Here is a 16410-nt window from a genome sequence, read left to right on the forward strand (position 1 = left end):
CAGGGTCCGTAGAGGACTTCCACCTCCAAGTCACAAGCCGGTTACCAACCCGGCTCTCGGTGCTTACGCACCTCGCGCCATGCCTGGCGCACCGATGGAAAAGGCCGGGGGATGTCCCCGGCCTTTTTTGCGTTCAGCGTGCGTAGAGCGTGAAGACGGTCATGGGCGGCCGCACCCGGCTGACCCCATGGTGGAACAGGGCCACGCGGTCCATCTGCGCCGCCGGCAGCCACAAGGTGCCGTCCGCCGCCAGGTAGGGCGCATCCACCCAATGCAGGCGCTTGTCCTGGGCCAGGGTGGTCACGCCGCCGTCAGGGGCGCGGCGGCGCACGGCGTTGGCCGCCAGGTCGGTGTAGTACAGGCTGCCATCGGGGCCCATGGCGGTGCCGCCCACCGGCGGCAGGTCGATCCAGGGCTGGACCGCCGCCGCCAGGGTGGCGGCGGGCGCGGCCGGATCGTCCAGCAGGCGGGTGGGTACCCGCGACCATGGCCCTTCCAGGGGCGCGTAGTACAGCCATTCACCGTCCGGGCTGACCTCCAGCGGGTCGGCATGCACGGCCAATGGCCGGCCATCCGGCGCCATGACCATCTCCCCTTCCACCACCACCGGCCGATCGGCCGGCGCCAGGGTGGAGGGATGGCGGTCCAGCACCCGGCGCGCGGCACCGGTGATGAGGTCCAGCACGATCAGGCCGGGCTGCCCGGCATCGGTCAGATAGGCGTGATCGCCGTGAAAGCGGATGTCATCGACGTAGCTGCCGGGGCGGGCGATCTCCGGCCCCAGCGGGATGATGCGGTCCACCCGCGCGGTCTTGAGGTCGATGCGCACCACCTTGGCCCCAGCCGGCAGCGGGTTGCCGCCGAAGTCGGGCGCGCCGGTGTCCACCACCCACAGGCCACCGGCCTCGTCGCGATGAATGGCGTTGATGTTCACGAAGGCGCGGGACGGATCAGCCCCGGGGGCCCAGGCGTTCCAGGCGGCATCCGGATAGGAATGGGGCGTGCCGGCACCGTCCACCACCACCAGGGGCGGCAACTTGGTGCCCGTCCAGCGCGGGCCGGCCAGGAAGACCCGTGCGCCGTCCACGGCCACCGCGTTCCACACGGCATCGGGGTTCTGCACGGCGACGGCCAGGGATGGCGGCGCGGCCGCCACGGGCTGGCCCAGGATAAGCGGCGCCATCACGGCGGCGGCGATGCGCAGGCGGGACAGGGCGGGAATAGGCATGATGTCAGATCCTTAGGCGGAAACGATCAATGCCCAACCCTGACCTATTCAGTCATGCGCCAAAATTCCCCAAATCCTTAGACAAACTATTCATCCGTGAATGGTGACATCAGATGCCGCCGCCATCCATCAGGTCCGACAACCGATCGCGGATGCGGGTGGCCAGGGCGCGGGCGGCGTTGTCATCGCGGGCGCGGGGACGGGCGGTACCTATCCTGTCCTCCGACCGTACGGTGGCGGGCGATCCCGCCAGCAGGATGACGCGGTCGGCCAGGTAGACGGCCTCGTCGATGTCGTGGGTCACGAACAGGATGGTCTTGGACGTGCGCCGCCACAGGTCCAGCAATTCGTCCTGCAGGGACTGGCGGGTAATGGCGTCCAGGGCACCGAAGGGTTCGTCCATCATCAGCAGGTCGGGATTGACCGCCAGGGCGCGGGCGATGGCCACGCGCTGGCGCTGGCCGCCCGACAGCTGGTGCGGCCAGCGGCCGGCCTTGTCGGCCAGGCCCACCAGGGCCAGCGCCTCTTCCGCCCGCCGCCGGCGTTCGGCGCGGGACAGGCCCAGCCCTTCCAGGCCGAAGGCGACGTTGGCGCGCACGGTGCGCCAGGGCAGCAAGCGCGCGTCCTGGAACACCAGGCCGTAGGGGCGGCGGCCCTTGAGGGCGCCGGACTGGGCGTGGGTCATGGTGCCGCTGTTGGGCGGCACCAGGCCCGCCACCACGCGCAACAGGGTGGACTTGCCCACCCCCGACGCGCCGACGATGGCGATGAATTCCCCGGCCGCGACCGACAGGTTGAAGTCGCGCAGCACCACGGTGCGGCCATCGGGCGACGCGGGGTTGGGGAAAGCAAGGCTGAGATCGTGGATCTCGATCATGGGGGCCCTCTCCGCCATCTTAAGCCTTCCAGCGCATCAGGCGGTCGCGCACGGCGACGAAGCCCATGTCGACCAGGCCATAGAACAGGGCCATGGTGGCCATGTAGACGATGACGATGTCGGTCGCCAGCAGGGAGCTGGCCTGCATCATGCGCTGTCCCAATCCCGGCACGCCGAACAGCTCCGCCGCCACCACTGACATCCACGCCTGGCCCAGGCCGGTGCGCAGGCCCGCCAGGATGGCGCCGGACGCGGCGGGCAGCACGATCTTGACCAGCTTGGCCGGGGTGGAGCGGTGGCCGAACGCGTCGGCCAGCTCCAGGAGGTCGCGGTCCACGGCCTGCACCGCGCCCAATGCCGCGAAGTAATTGATCCAGAAGACGCCCAGCACGATGATGAAGATGGCGGCCGTGGGCGTGACGCCGAACCAGATGATGGCGAAGGGGACCCACGCCAGGCCGGGAATGGGGCGTAGCAGGCGCACCACCCAGCTGGTGAAATCCTCAAGCCGCCGGGACATGCCGGTCAGCACGCCGGCGGCGATGCCGCCGACCGAGCCGATGACCAGGCCCCAGAGATAATGCCCCAGGCTTTGCAGGATGGCGTCCGTCCAGGCCCCGCTGCGCACCTCGGCCGCGAAGGCCTGGGGGATGGCGCTGGGCGGCGGCAGCAGCACGGGGCGCACCAGGCCCAGGCGCGGCACCGCCTCCCACACCGCCAGGAAGGCGACGACACCCAGCAACGCCCACAGGCCGCGATGGCGCCGGGACGGCTTGGCCAGGAAGGCGGACGGGGGTATGCGCTTGCCCGGGGCCGGCAGGGCGGCCCCGGGCTGATCCGGCGATGTCGGGGGGGTCAAACGACGACGCTCACTTATGGAGTTTTTCGTAATAGCTGGCGTCGAACAGGGTATCCAGCGGCTCCGCCTTCTTCAAGACGCCGGTCTTCACCTGGAAGTCCTGCAAGGTCTTGGTCTTTTCCACGATGCGGCGGGGGTCGACCACGAACTGCGAAGCGGGGGAGGTCAGGGCGCGCTGCATGGTCTTCACGTCCACGATGCCGCGGCCCAGCACCTTTTCCACGTCGGCGGCGGCACGGGCCGGATCCTGGGCGATCAGGGTGACGGCCTTGTCCACCAGTTCCACCAGCTTCTGCACCAGTTCCGGGTGATCCTTGGCCAGGGCACCGGTGACGCCCAGCACGGTGCCCGGCTGGTCCTTGATCATGTCCTTGCCATAGGCCAGCACCTTCACCGTGGGCAGACGGTCCTGGATGATGGTCAGGGCCGGCTCGCGCACGGTGGCGGCGTCCACCGCGCCCGCCAGCAGCGCCTGCTGGGTGGCGTCGATGCCCATGGGCACGATCTGCACCTTGGCCGCATCGACGTGCTCATCTTCCTGCAGCCAGTACTTCAGCACCGTATCGGGGATGGAGCCCACGGGCTGGGTGGCGATCTTCACCGGCCGGCCCAGCTTGGCCGCCAGGCGCGCGATGGCCTCCGCCTTGGTGCCGCCCTTGGCCGCCTCGGCCGACAGATCCGGCCCGCCGGCCACCACCAGCTCCTCCACCGCGGTGGAGGCGACCACCTTCACCGTGATGCCCTGCGAGCCCGCGACCATCAGGGGGCCGATGCCGCCCATGTAGGCCTCCAGCGTGCCGGAGGCCAGGCCCAGGATCATGTTGGGGCCGCTGTCGAACTGCGTCAGCTTCAGCTCGAACCCCGCCTGCTTGTCCCACCCCTCCTGGCTGATGATGTAGGCCGGCGCCGCGCCCAGCACGGGGATGTAGCCGATGTGGACCACCGGGTCGGCCGCTTGGGTGGCGGGGGCCGCCAGCAGCGCGCCGATCAGCGGCAGGGCCGTCAGCAGGGACGAATAGGCACGACGCATGGGGCAGCTCCCTTTCGAGGTGTAACCGGAAATGCGGGGATTAAGCCGGCCGGCATAGGATCGGCATGTGCGGCAAACTGTCAATGCCCGCGCCTGCGTGCGTGATCTACCGTAAATTCAACACGCCAATATGTTGAATTGCCGCATGGCCGAACGGGATAGGGCCGGCGTGATGATCGTCACCGACAGCGGTTGGCCCTATCGGCATTCTCCACCCCGCCATCGCAGGGGGATAGACCCCAGGAAAACGGCCGATAGTGACGCCATCCTTAATTCAACATTAAAGAATCGTCATTATTATCGTTATTGACAGTGCGAACTGCGGATGACAGCCTTGGCGTCAAGGAAGGGGCGCTCCCAGCCCTCCTTCCCGGCCAGTGCCGGGCCCTTCGCCGTCCAGGAACAACCGCCCGTTCGTTCCCTTTTTCCGGTGGGGGCCCGGCCAACCGGCCCGCGGCCATTTGACGGAGCAGCTTGCGCCGCGTCACCAACCGCTAAAGCGCCACGAAGCCCCTTCGTGGTTCCTCCGGAACGTGAAGGATGACGCCATGACCCGCACTTTCCCGACCCGACGCCGCTTCCCCGCCAAGGCCACCGCCTTGTCCGGCCGCTGTCCCCGCATGCGCATGGGCTGCCGCTGTTGATGATCCGCCGGGCGCGCACCTGCACGCCCCGCCCTTGTCCAGCCGCAGCGCTCCTCCCCGCTCGGGGGTTCGAGCCATAAAACCATCGTGTTGTTTTCACACCCCCGTAATGGCGGGGGTGTAGAGGGAGCTCACCATGAGCCAGCGAATTCAAAATCAGGATACCGTCCGGGCGCCCGCGCCCGCCGCGGTCATCATCGAGACCGCCCGCCATACGGCGGGGCTGGCCGTTCAGGACGGCCGGGACGTCCAGTTCTTCGCCTCGCACAGCCTGTTCCAGGCCTTGGACGGGCAGCGTTTCCGCAGCGTGCGGGCGCTGGAGCGGGCCGTGAGCAGCCTGGAGGCGGCCATCGCCGACCAGCGCCGCACCCGCGACAGCCGCGGCCAGATCTGGCGCAGCTGGGAAGGCCCCCAGCTGGACGGCAACGGGGCCGGTCAGCCAGAGGCGGCCTGATCCTCAGCGGCCCTGTCCTCGAAATACGTGTCCCCGAACTCGGCGATCATCGCCTGGGCCTCGTCCACCAGGGCGCGGACCAGGCGGCGGTCGGGATGGGTGCATAGCGTCTCGTTCATCGCCTTGCCCAGCAGGGCTTGAGCCTGGGCCAGCAGCTTCACCGCCAACCGGTCTTCGAATTCCATGCCGCTCATCCCTTTCCTATGCCCCTGGCGCTGGGGTCATTTATTTCCCTTACTGCAAGCTTGCTCAGGCCGCCTCGGCCAAGACCTCGGCATAGAAAACCGGGTCGACATTGCCGCCGGACAGTACCACGGCGATGGTGCGGCCGGCCGTTTCCACCTTGCCGGCCAGCAGCGCCGCCAGGGCGGCCGCCCCGCCAGGCTCCACCACCAGCTTCAGGTTCGCGGCCGCGAAACGCATGGCGGCGCGCACCTCCGCCTCCGTCACCCCCAGGCCAGGACCCAACAGCGCCTGGGCCAGGGGAAAGGTGATGGTACCGGGAATGGGCGCCAGCAACGCGTCGCAGGAGGATTTTGCGCCGGGCGCGTTGGCCAGCCGTTCACCGGCCGTCAGCGACCGCGCCATGTCGTCGAAGCCTTCGGGCTCCGCCGTGTGCACGCTGGCTTGGGGGAAGGTCTGCTTCAGGCCCAGGGCGGTGCCGGTGGCCAGGCCCCCGCCGCTGCAGTTCACCAGGCAGGCGTCGACGGTCAGGCCCAGGGCCGCCGCCTGGCGCCCGATCTCCAGCCCCACGGTGCCCTGGCCGGCGATAATGTGCACGTCGTCGTAGGAAGGCACCAGCACGGCGCCGGTGCGGGCGCAGAGGTCGCGCCCGATGGCCTCGCGATCCTCCGTCAGGCGGTCGTAGAACACGATCGCGGCGCCCAGGGCACGGGTGCCCGCCACCTTGATGGCGGGGGCGTCGGCGGGCATGACGATGGTGGCCCTGGTGCCCACCAGGCGGGCCGCCTCCGCCACGCCCTGGGCATGGTTGCCGGATGACCAGGCGACCACGCCCCGCGACCGTTCCTCGGCCGTCAGGCGGCCCAGGCGGTTGTAGGCGCCGCGGAACTTGAAGGAACCGGTGCGTTGCAACACCTCGGGCTTCAGCAGCACGCGGGCGCCCACCGCCGCGTCCAGCGCCGCGTTGGTGATCAACGGTGTGACCACCGCCTTGCCCGCCAGAAGCTGGGCCGCCGCCTCGACATCCGCGCCCGTCACCGCCATCGCCGCCATGATGCGTTTCCCCTCGTTGAAACCGAGGGGTCAGGCTGGACCGCCGCCCTGCCCAAGGCAAGCCGCCGTCAGGCATGGCGCCTATTCGGCCATCTTATTCATACCGCAGCGCCGTGACCGGCTTGGCCGAGGCCACCCGGGCGGCGTGGCCCGCCACCGTGACCCAGGCGACGAGCAGGGCGGCAAGGCTGGCCAAGGCGAAGACCAGCGGATTGAGGTTGATGCGATAGACATAGCCGCCCAGCCACCAGCCCATCAGCATCCACGCCAGGGGCCAGGCGATCAGGTTAGCCACCAGCACCGGCTTGCTGAACTGCCAGACCAGCAGCTGGACGATATCGGCCACGGTGGCGCCCAGCACCTTGCGGATGCCGATCTCCTTGGTCCGCCGCTCCGCCGTGAAGGCCGCCAGGCCGAACAGGCCCAGGCAGGCGATCAGGATGGCCAGGCCGGAGAACAGGGCCAGCAACTGACCCTGCAACGCTTCGTCGGCGTAGACTTGGCGCACATGCTCATCCAGGAACTCCCGCTTCAGGGGCAGGTCGGGGAACAGGCGGCGCCAGGTGTCGTCGATGGCGGCCAGGGTCGCGGCGTCAGCTGTGGGGGCCAACCGCACCAACAGGACGGACAGCTCATCCCGCATGGCCAGATAGACGGTGCCCTCCAAAGCCTGGCGCGCGGTGCCGAACTGCACATCCGCCACCACGCCGACCACGGTCAGGGGCAGGCTGTCGCCGTAAACCACGGTGCGCCCAACCGCCCGGTCCGGCGCGCCCAGGCCCAGGCGGGCCGCTGCCGTGACCGATAGGACCACGGGAATGGTGGTGCCGGCCGTCCCCGCCCGGATGGCCGCGTGGCTGGTGACGTCGCCCGGCCGGGCCGGGTCGAACACGCGGCCGGCCAGCACGGGCACGCCCAGGGCCTGCAGATAGTCCACGTCCACCGGTTCGGTGCGGAACAGCAGGTCACGGGTCCCGTCCGGCGCCTCGGGCAGGCGGTAATTGTTGGTCCATTCGCTGCGGTCGTTGGGCACGTTGGCGGCGGCCCCCACGGCGGCGACGCCCGGAATGCGCGCCAAGGCGTCGTGCAGGCTGGCCAAGCCCGCCCGCCCCGCCGGCCGGGCCAGGCCGCGCAACACCACCGCCCCCTCCGCCCGAAAGCCCAGCTGCTGGGTGCTGGCGTAGCGGGTCTGCTGCCCCATCACGATGGTGGCGATGACCAGCACGATGGCGGCGGTGAACTGCAGCATGACCAGGGCGGCGCGCAGGCGCCCGCCCCCCGCCGCCTGCGCGCCGCGCAGCAGGTCTGTGGGTCGGGGCCGCGACAGCACGACCGCCGGATACAATCCCCCCAACAGGCCCACCAGCAGGGTTGGCAGCAGCACCGCCGCCGCCAGGCTTGTGCCGCCCAGGAAGCGCGCGTCCAGCCTGACGGCCAGCAGGGCGAGGAAGCGGGGCATGACCAATTCCGCCAGCACCAGGCCCAGAAGGCCCGCCGCCAGGGCCAGCAGCACCGATTCCAGCAGGAACTGCGCCACCAGCTGGCCACGGCGACCGCCCAGCGTCTTGCGGATGGCCACCTCCCGCGCCCGGAGGGAGGCGCGAGCGGTGGACAAGTTGACGAAATTGACCACGGCGATGCCCAGCACCAGGCAGGCGATGCCGATGAAGGCCGCCAAGGCGCCGGGCGCGATGCCCAGGCCCGCCATCGGGTCGGTGTGCATGGCCGTCAGGGGTTGCAGCTCCAGCGTTTCCACCAGGCCCGGCGCGATGTCCTGCCGGCCTTCGCGATGGGCCAGCAGCAGGGCGGGGAAGCGTGCCGGCAAGGCGCCCCCGTCCACGCCCGGTTTCAGCATCACGAAGGTCTGCAGGAACTCATCCCGCCACAGCGTGTCCTTGGCGGCGAACTCCGCATCCCAGCCATCCTGGAACCGGGTGGCAACGTTGGTCCACAGCGTCGCGGGAAATTCGCGGGAGAATATGGTGTTGGAGGGCAGGTCGCGCACCACGCCCGTCACCACCAGGCGGACGCCCGAGGTCAGTTCCAGGGTGCGTCCGAGGACGTCGGACGAGCCGAAATAGCGCCGCGCCCGGCTTTCGGTCAGCACTATGGTGCCCGGCTGCGCCAGAGCCGTCGCGGGGTCGCCCGCCAGGAAGGGAAAGTCGAACAGGCGGAAGAAGGGCGCGTCCGCCAGGTAGATGGTGTCCTCCACCGGCGTGCCGCCGTCGCGCAGCACGATGGCATGGCGCACCACCCGCACCATGGTCTCCACCTCCGCGGGCAGGTCCTGCGCCAGCGCGGGGCCCAGGGGCTTGGGTGTCTCGATCCGGCGGATCGGGGCCTGGGCTGGCACGTACTGGGCCTGGACGATGCGGAAAATACGCCCGCCCTGGCTGTGGAAACCGTCGAAGTGCGTCTCATGCCAGACGTACAGCCCCATCATGGCCGCCGTGGCGATGCCCAGCGCCAAGCCCATCACGTTCAAGGCGGTGTAGAGCCGCTGACGCAGCAGCACCCGGCAGGCGACACGCACATAGTTCAACAGCATGGGCGGCATCCCAACCTGGTCGCAGCGAGGACTATTCATAGCGCAGGGCGCGCACCGGCTTGGCGGCGGCCACCCGGGCGGCGTGGCCGGCCACTGTCACCCAGGCGATCAGCAGCGCCACCAGGCCGGCGATGACGAAGACCAGGGGATCGAGATCGACGCGGTAGACGAATTCGCCCAGCCAGCGGCCGGCCAGCACCCAGGCCACCGGCCAGGCGACCAGCGTCGCCACGACCACCGGCTTGCTGAACTGCCAGACGAGCAGGCGCACGATGTCGGGCACGGTGGCGCCCAGCACCTTGCGCAGCCCGATCTCCTTCGTCCGCCGCTCCGCCGTGAAGGCCGCCAGGCCGAACAATCCCAAGCAGGCGATCAGGATGGCGAGGCCGGAGAACAGGCCCAGCAGCTGGCCCTGGTGCGCCGTGGCGGCGTAGGTGTCGCGGATGTGGTCGTCCAGGAATTCCCGCTTCAACGGCAGGTCGGGGTAGAGGCGGCGCCAGGTGTCGTCGATGGCGGCCAAGGTACCGGCCCCGCCGCCGGCGGCCACCCGGACCGCCATGACGTCCATGAACCGGGGCTCGATCAGGTAGAGGGTGGGTTCCAGCACCGACTTGGCGCTGTCGAACTGCACGTCGTCCACCACGCCGATGACGGTCACGGCCGTGTGGTCGCCATAGATCACCGTGCGTCCCAGGGCCTGTTCCGGGGTGCCCAGGCCCAGGCGCGTCACAGCCAGGGCGGACAACACGATGCTGTCCCCCTGGGGCGCTTCCTCATCCTCGGGCGCGTCCGGCCGGGTGACCTGGCCGTCCTGGGGGTGGGCCTGATCGAACAGCCGGCCGGCCAGAACCTTCATGCCCACGGCTTCCATGTAGCCGAAGTCCACCCCCTCGGTGCGCAGCTGCAGTTCCTTCTCCTTGGGCGTGTCGGGCAGGCGGTAGGAGGAGAAGCGATCGGCGCCGTCGCCCGGCGTCCACAGGCTGCCGCCCGCCGCGATCACACCCGGGATGCGCAGCAGCGCCTCGCGCAGGGCCTGCTGGTGGGCATGGCCCGCCGGCGTGTCCAGCCCGCGCAGCAACACGACGTTTTCCGGCATGAAACCCAGGCGCTGGGTGCTGGCATAGCGCGTCTGCTGCAGCATGACGACGGTGGAGATGCCCAGCACAATGGCGGCGGCGAATTGGGCCACCACCAGGATGGCGCGCAGCCGCCCGCCGCCGGCCGCCATGGGGCCGCCCTTCAGCAGGTCGCCTGGCCGGGGCCGCGACAGGACCAGCGCCGGATAGAGCCCGCCCAGCAGACCCACCACCGCCACCAGGGGCAGGGATATGGCCGCGATCCACAGGCCCGACATGAAGTGCGCATCCATGCGCAGGTCCAGCAGCGCCAGGAAGCGCGGCATGGCCAGTTCCACCAGCACTAGGGCCAAGGCGCCGGAGATGAAGGACAGCAGCACCGATTCCGTCAGGAACTGCGCCACCAGAACACCGCGCCGCCCGCCCAGGGTCTTGCGAATGGCCACCTCCCGCGCGCGCAGGGAGGAGCGGGCGGTGGACAGGTTGATGAAGTTGATCACGGCGATCCCCAGCACCAACGCCCCCACGCCCAGAAAGGTGACCAGCAGGCTAAGGGGCACGCCGTCGTCGCTGATGCCCTCGACATGCACGCGGGTCAGGGGCTGCAAATCCAGGGTCACGCTGGGCTTGCCGGTGGCGGTATCCAGGTACTCCGTCATGCGGGCCGCCAGGAAGCCGGGGAAGCGCGCCACCAGGGACGCCGGCTCCACCCCCGACTTCAGCAGCAGGTAGGTGCGCAGGAAGCTGTGGTGCCATTGGGTGTCGGCCGCCGCGAAAGGCTCATCCCAGCCGTCGTTGAGACGGGTGGCGATGTTGGCCAGCATCTCCATATGGAAGACGGTGTTGGACGGCAGGTCGCGGATGACGCCCGCCACCGTCAGCGTCACGCCCGAGGTCAGGGTGACGGCGCGGCCCAGGATGTCGACGCTGGAAAACAGCTTGCGCGCCGTCCTCTCCGTCAGGACCACGGTGCCGGGCTGGCTGATGGCGGTGGCGGGATCGCCCGCCAGGAACGGCCAGTCGAACAGGCGGAAATAGTCGGCGTCGGCCAGGGTCAGGCGCACCTCGAACACGGCGCTGTCGCGGCGCACGGCCACGGCGTGGTTCACCACCCGCACCACGGCCTCCGCCTCCGGGAAGTCGCGCGCCAGGGCGGGGCCCAGGGGCTTGGACTGCGCGGCCACGGTCACCGCCGCCCCGCTGGGCGTGTGGTAGGTACGGATCAGGCGATGGATGCGGTCGGCGTGGGAGAAGAAGCCGTCATAGTGCATCTCGTGCCAGACGAAGAGGCCGATCATGGCCGCCGTGGCCATGCCCAGCGCCAGGCCGGCGATGTTCAGGGCGGTGTAGAGGCGCTGGCGCACCAGAACCCGCACGGCGACCTTCAGGAAATTGCCGAACATAATGCGCCCTCCCCCCTTTGCATTCCCGCTGGCCAATCCCGCCGGCGCCTATTCGTAGCGCAACGCGTCCACCGGCTTGGCCGCCGCCACGCGGGCGGCATGGCCGGCCACGGTCACCCAGGCGATGACCAGGGCCGCCAGCCCGGCCACGGCGAAGACCAGCGGGTTCAGCGCGATGCGGTAGGCGTAACCCTGCAGCCAGCGGCTGAGCCCCAGCCAGGCCAGCGGCCAGGCGATGAGGTTGGCCACCATGACCGGCTTGCTGAACTGCCAGACCAGCAGGCGCACGATGTCGGTGACGCCGGCGCCCAGCACCTTGCGCAACCCGATCTCCTTCGTCCGGCGCTGCGCGGTGAAGGCGGCGAGGCCGAACAGGCCCAGGCAGGCGATCAGGATGGCGAGGCCGGTGAAGCCCGCCAGCAGGGTTCCCTGGCGCGTCTCGCCCGTGTAGGCGTCGCGGATATGGTCGTCCAGGAACTGCCGGTTCTCGGGGATGGTGGGGAAGGTGTCCTTCCACAGCTGATCGATGGCGGCCAGCGTGGCGGCCCCGGCGGCGGGCGTCAGGCGCACGGCCATGACGTCCAGGCCCCGTTCGTCCAGCAGGAAGGCAGTGGGCTGCAGTTCCGTGCGGGCGCTGTTGAACTGCCAATCATCCACCACGCCGATGATGGTCAGCGGATAGTCGACGTCGTAGATCACCTGGCGGCCCACCGCCTCCTCCGCCGTGTGGAAGCCCAGGCGCTGGACCGCGCGCCAGGACAGCACCACCGTGCGGCCCAGGGGGTCGGTGGGGCGCACATTGTTGATACCCTCGGCCGGTGCCGCCGCCTTGGGATCGCGCAGTGCGTCCGCCGTGGCGGCGCGGTCGAACAGGCGGCCGGCCAGCAGGCGCACGCCCATGGCCTGCAGGTAGTCGTGCCCGATGAATTCGCTGCGGAAGACGATGGTGCCGTCGTCCACCGTGCCGGGCACGTGATAGTTGTCGGTGCTGTCCGACCCGTCGCTGGGCGCGTGGAAACTGGCGCCCGCCTGGCCCACGCCCGGGATGCGCAGCAGCGCCTGGCGGAAGCTTTCGATGTGGGCGCGCGCCTCCGGCTGGTGCAGTTCGCGCATCAGCAGCACGCCTTCGGCGTTGAAGCCCAGCTGCTGGCTGCTGACGTAGCGCGTCTGCTGGAAGATGACGACGGTGGAGATGGCCAGCAGGATGGCGGCGCTGAACTGCGCCACCACCAGCAGGGTGCGCACCGCCGACCCGCCCGATGCCACCGTCCCGCCTCTCAGCAGGACCGAGGCGGTGGGCCGCGACAGGACCAGCGCGGGATAAAGGCCGGCCAGCCCGCCCACCGCCAGCACCCCCGCCAATTCCGCCACCAGCAGCCAGGGGCTGTAGAGGTAGCCCCGGTCAAACCGGATGCCCAGCGCGGACACGAAGGTGGGCATGAGCACTTCCAGCAGGACGTACCCCAGCACCGCCGCCACCAGGGTCAGCAGCACCGATTCCACGATGAACTGCCCGATCAGCATGCCGCGCGGCGCACCCAGCGCCTTGCGCACCGCCACCTCGCGCACCCTGAGGGAGGATCGCGCGGTCGACAGGTTGACGAAGTTGACGACGGCGATGCCCAGCACCACGGCGGCCACGGCCAGCAGGCCATGCAGCACGCCCAGCAGGTTGGCGCTGACCCCGGTGGGATCGGTGTGGATATGGGTTAGGCCGGTCAGCACCAGGGCCTTGGCCGGCTTGTTGGTGCCGGTCGACAGATAGTTGGGGTCGCGCGCCGCCAGGAAAGCCGGGAACCGCGCCGTCAGCGCCGCCGGATCGGTGCCGGGCTTCACCAGGATGTAGGTCCGGATGAAGTTGGTGTTCCACACCGTGTCCATCCGGGTGAACCAGCCGTCGAAGTTATCGCCCAGCCGGGTCCCGATGTTGGTCAGCATGGCGTCGCGCCGCAGGTGGGTGTTGGTCGGCAGATCGCGGATGACGCCGCTGACCGTCAGGCTGATACCGTTGGTCAGCGTCAGCGTGCGGCCCAGAATATCCACGCCATTGAAATACTTGCGCGCCAGGCTTTCCGGCAGCACGACGGTGCCCGGGGCGGCCAGCGCCGTGCCGGGGTCGCCAGCGATGAAGGGCAGGTCGAACAGCCGGAAGAAATCGCCGTCCACCACCTGTATCCGCTCGCGAAAGGCGTTACCGTCGCGCGACACCACGACTGAATCGCTGTCGATGCGCACCATGGCCTCGACCTCGGGGAAATCCTGCTTCAGCGCCGGACCCAGGGGCTTGGCCGTGGAATCGTAGGTGATGGGCATGCGGCCGGGCACGAATTCCGTCTTGTCCACGCGGTAGATTTGCCCCGCCTTGCTGAAGAAGCCGTCGTAGTGCGTTTCATGCCAGACATAGAGGCCCAGCATGCTGGCGGCGGCGATGCCGATGGCGAGGCCGGCCACGTTCAGCAGGGTGTACAGCCGGTCGCGCACCAGGATGCGCACCGCCACCCGCAGGAAATTGCCCAACATCTTCATGACCGGGACTCCTTTACTCATACCGCAGGGCGACGACGGGTTTGGTGGCCGCCACCCGGGCGGCGTGCAGCCCCACCGTGGCCCAGGCGACCATCAGGGCCGACAGGCCGGACGCCACGAACAGCAGGGGATTGAGGGAAACGCGGTCGGCGAAGCCGTCCAGCCAGTGGCGCATGGCGACCCAGGCTATGGGCCAGGCGATCAGGTTGGCCACCAGCACGGGCTTGGAGAACTGCCAGACCAGCAGGCGCACGATGTCGGTGACGCCGGCGCCCAGCACCTTGCGCAGCCCGATCTCCTTGGTTCGCCGCTCGGCGGTGAAGGAGGCGAGACCGAACAGGCCCAGGGCGGCGATGACGATGGCGAGGCCGGAGAAGGCGGCGAACAGCTGGCCGGTCTTGATCTCGCGCTCGTAAACGCTTTGCAGTTGGGCATCCAGGAACACCCGGGGCACCGGCCGGTCCGGCATCATCTGCCGCCAGGTCCGGTCGATCAGGTCCAAGGCGCCGGGCATCTCCCCCGCCTTCACCCGGATGAGCAGTTGGCCATCGCTGGGGGAGGGCGCCACGAAGAAGATCTGCGGCGCCACGGCGGTGTGGACACTGGCTTGGTGGAAGTCCTCCACCACGCCCACCACGGTCATTTCTATACCCGCGCTGCCCAGGTTGCTGGGCAGTATAAGCAGCTGACCCACCGCCGCCTCGGGCGTCGGGTAGCCCAGGCGCTGAACGGCGGCACGGTTCAGGATCAGGCCGCCGTGACGCATCTTTTCCGGGTGGGCCGGATCGGCGGGGGAGAGCGTGTCGGCGGCCGACCGCCGGTCGAAAACGCGGCCGGCCAGCAGCGGCACCCCCAGGGCGGCGAAATAGTCGAAATCCACGGCGTCCTGGCGCAGCACCACCCCGTCATCGACCGTGGCGCCTGGACGGTGCACCCCGGTATTGTTTTCCGTGCCGCTGCCCGGATAGGACTGGGCCAGGGACGCCGCGACGATGCGCGGATCCTGGCGCAAGGCGTCCCGCAAGGTTTCCGCCTTTCGCACATCAGGACCGTACAGATCCGTCAGGATGACCACGTCTTCCTTGTTGAAGCCCAGCGCCCGCCCCTGGGCGTAGGCCAGCTGGCCGTAAACCACGCCTGTCGCCACCATCAGGCTGATGGAAATAGCGAACTGCAACACCACCAGGACCACGCGGAGACGCCCGCCCGCCCCGCTGCCGCCGCTGTTGCCCTTCAGCACCGGACCCGGCTGGAAGGCGGACAGGAAGACGGCCGGATAAAGCCCCCCCACGCCGCCCACCACCAGGACCAGAGCCGCCAGGCAGCCCAGCACGCGCCCGTCGCGCAGATAATCGAAGGCCAGCGACGGCTTGCCCAGGAAGGTGGTGAAGGACGGCAGCAGCATCTCCACCAGCGCCACCGCCAGGATCAGGGACAAGGTGGTCAACAGGATGGACTCGCCCAGGAACTGCACCATGATCTGGCCACGGCTGGCGCCCACCACCTTGCGCAAGGCCACCTCGCGTGCCCGCAAGGACGCCCGCGCCGTCGCCAGGTTCATGAAGTTGATGCAGGCAATGGCCAGGACCAGCACGGCGACGGCGGTAAAGATGCCGATCTCAAGGGGGCTGGTGCCCTCCACCATGGCGTTGCGCACGGGATGCAGGTGGGCTTCGGTCAGCGGCACCAGGAAGAATTTGAACACGTCGCCCAGATGAACCTCACCGGTATTGCTGCGGATGGGCGGTATGGCGGCGCCGAAGGCGGGAAGCCCCGCCTGGATGGCATCAGCGTCGGCGCCCGGCTTCAGCTTCAGGAAGGTCATGGCGATCAGGCCGCCCCAATGTTCCCGCAGGTAATCCGGAAGCTGGTTGGCCGGGCTGTCCATGGGCAGCAGCAGGGCGAAGGCGAACTGGGTGTTGGGCGGCAGGTCGCGCACCACGCCGGTCACGCGCAGCAGGTGGCCGTCCACCAGCAGCGTCCGGCCCAGCGGGTCGGCGTCGCCGAAATACTTGGCGGCGGTCTTGCGCGTCAGCACCACGGAATTGGGATCGTCCAGGGCCGTGGCGCGGGCGCCCGCCAGGAAGGGCCAGTCGAACAGGCGGAAGAAGCTGGCGTCGGCCACGGCCGCCGGTTCGCTGAACAGCGTCTCGTCCCGCTTGAGGCTGGAGGTCTGGGCCGCGACGCGGGCCACGTCCGCCACCTGGGGGAAGGCCTGCTTCAGCGCCGGACCCACCGGCATGGGTAGCGACGCCCCGTCCTCCGGCGCGCGGCCGGGCAGGGTGGCGGTGACCAGCACCTGCTGGATGCGATCAACGTCGGTGACGTCGCGGTCGTAGGTCAGTTCGTTATGGACGAACAGGCCGATCAGGATGGCCGCCGCCAGGCCCAGCGCCAGCCCGGCCACGGTGATGGCGGAATAGAGCTTGTGCTTGACCAGCATGCGCAACGCCACGGTCAGGTAGTTGGCGAACATGGGGCGGCATTCCCCCTTTCCGGCGAAGGGCGGCGGCAGACAGCGGGCAGGCG

General features: G+C 69.4%; 11 protein-coding genes. 1 reads left to right on the top strand and 10 read right to left on the bottom strand.

The window, feature by feature from the left end; all coding sequences use genetic code 11:
• Positions 1–133 precede the first annotated feature (133 nt).
• The 4 genes from FBZ89_RS24645 to FBZ89_RS24660 all read right to left on the bottom strand — a co-directional run bounded on the left by FBZ89_RS24645 (position 134) and on the right by FBZ89_RS24660 (position 3994).
• The gene (locus FBZ89_RS24645; RefSeq protein ID WP_145753059.1) at positions 134–1228 is read right to left on the bottom strand and encodes an L-dopachrome tautomerase-related protein; all 1095 of its coding nucleotides are present in this window, start codon (positions 1226–1228) and stop codon (positions 134–136) included.
• 109 nt (positions 1229–1337) lie between these two features.
• Positions 1338–2105, bottom strand: a complete 768-nt coding sequence (locus FBZ89_RS24650; protein ID WP_211115354.1) for an ABC transporter ATP-binding protein — start codon at positions 2103–2105, stop codon at positions 1338–1340.
• A 19-nt stretch (positions 2106–2124) separates the two neighbouring features.
• Complete coding sequence (locus tag FBZ89_RS24655; RefSeq protein WP_425465977.1) at positions 2125–2964, bottom strand: ABC transporter permease; 840 nt, start codon at positions 2962–2964, stop codon at positions 2125–2127.
• A 10-nt stretch (positions 2965–2974) separates the two neighbouring features.
• The gene (locus tag FBZ89_RS24660; RefSeq protein ID WP_145753063.1) at positions 2975–3994 is read right to left on the bottom strand and encodes an ABC transporter substrate-binding protein; all 1020 of its coding nucleotides are present in this window, start codon (positions 3992–3994) and stop codon (positions 2975–2977) included.
• A gap of 780 nt (positions 3995–4774) precedes the next feature.
• Here FBZ89_RS24660 and FBZ89_RS24665 point away from each other — a divergent pair.
• Positions 4775–5092: a hypothetical protein gene (locus tag FBZ89_RS24665; RefSeq protein ID WP_145753064.1), complete on the top strand. Its 318-nt coding sequence runs from the start codon at positions 4775–4777 to the stop codon at positions 5090–5092.
• Here the strand turns inward: FBZ89_RS24665 and FBZ89_RS24670 are convergent.
• The 6 genes from FBZ89_RS24670 to FBZ89_RS24695 all read right to left on the bottom strand — a co-directional run bounded on the left by FBZ89_RS24670 (position 5074) and on the right by FBZ89_RS24695 (position 16357).
• The gene (locus FBZ89_RS24670) at positions 5074–5277 is read right to left on the bottom strand and encodes a hypothetical protein (protein ID WP_145753066.1); all 204 of its coding nucleotides are present in this window, start codon (positions 5275–5277) and stop codon (positions 5074–5076) included. The two genes, FBZ89_RS24665 and FBZ89_RS24670, sit on opposite strands and share 19 nt — an antisense overlap.
• Positions 5278–5341: 64 nt before the next feature.
• Positions 5342–6328 (bottom strand): threonine ammonia-lyase, encoded by a 987-nt coding sequence (locus FBZ89_RS24675; RefSeq protein ID WP_145753068.1) that lies wholly within the window; start codon positions 6326–6328, stop codon positions 5342–5344.
• Between the two features lie 94 nt (positions 6329–6422).
• Entirely contained in the window at positions 6423–8876 is a 2454-nt protein-coding gene (locus FBZ89_RS24680) for an ABC transporter permease (protein WP_186457561.1), read from the bottom strand.
• 31 nt (positions 8877–8907) lie between these two features.
• The gene (locus FBZ89_RS24685) at positions 8908–11355 is read right to left on the bottom strand and encodes an ABC transporter permease (protein ID WP_145753071.1); all 2448 of its coding nucleotides are present in this window, start codon (positions 11353–11355) and stop codon (positions 8908–8910) included.
• Between the two features lie 48 nt (positions 11356–11403).
• The gene (locus FBZ89_RS24690) at positions 11404–13881 is read right to left on the bottom strand and encodes an ABC transporter permease (RefSeq protein WP_186457562.1); all 2478 of its coding nucleotides are present in this window, start codon (positions 13879–13881) and stop codon (positions 11404–11406) included.
• A 13-nt stretch (positions 13882–13894) separates the two neighbouring features.
• Positions 13895–16357, bottom strand: a complete 2463-nt coding sequence (locus FBZ89_RS24695) for an ABC transporter permease (RefSeq protein ID WP_145753076.1) — start codon at positions 16355–16357, stop codon at positions 13895–13897.
• Positions 16358–16410 lie beyond the last annotated feature (53 nt).

It is taken from the genome of Nitrospirillum amazonense (assembly GCF_007828045.1).
GTDB classification, from domain to species: domain Bacteria; phylum Pseudomonadota; class Alphaproteobacteria; order Azospirillales; family Azospirillaceae; genus Nitrospirillum; species Nitrospirillum amazonense_C.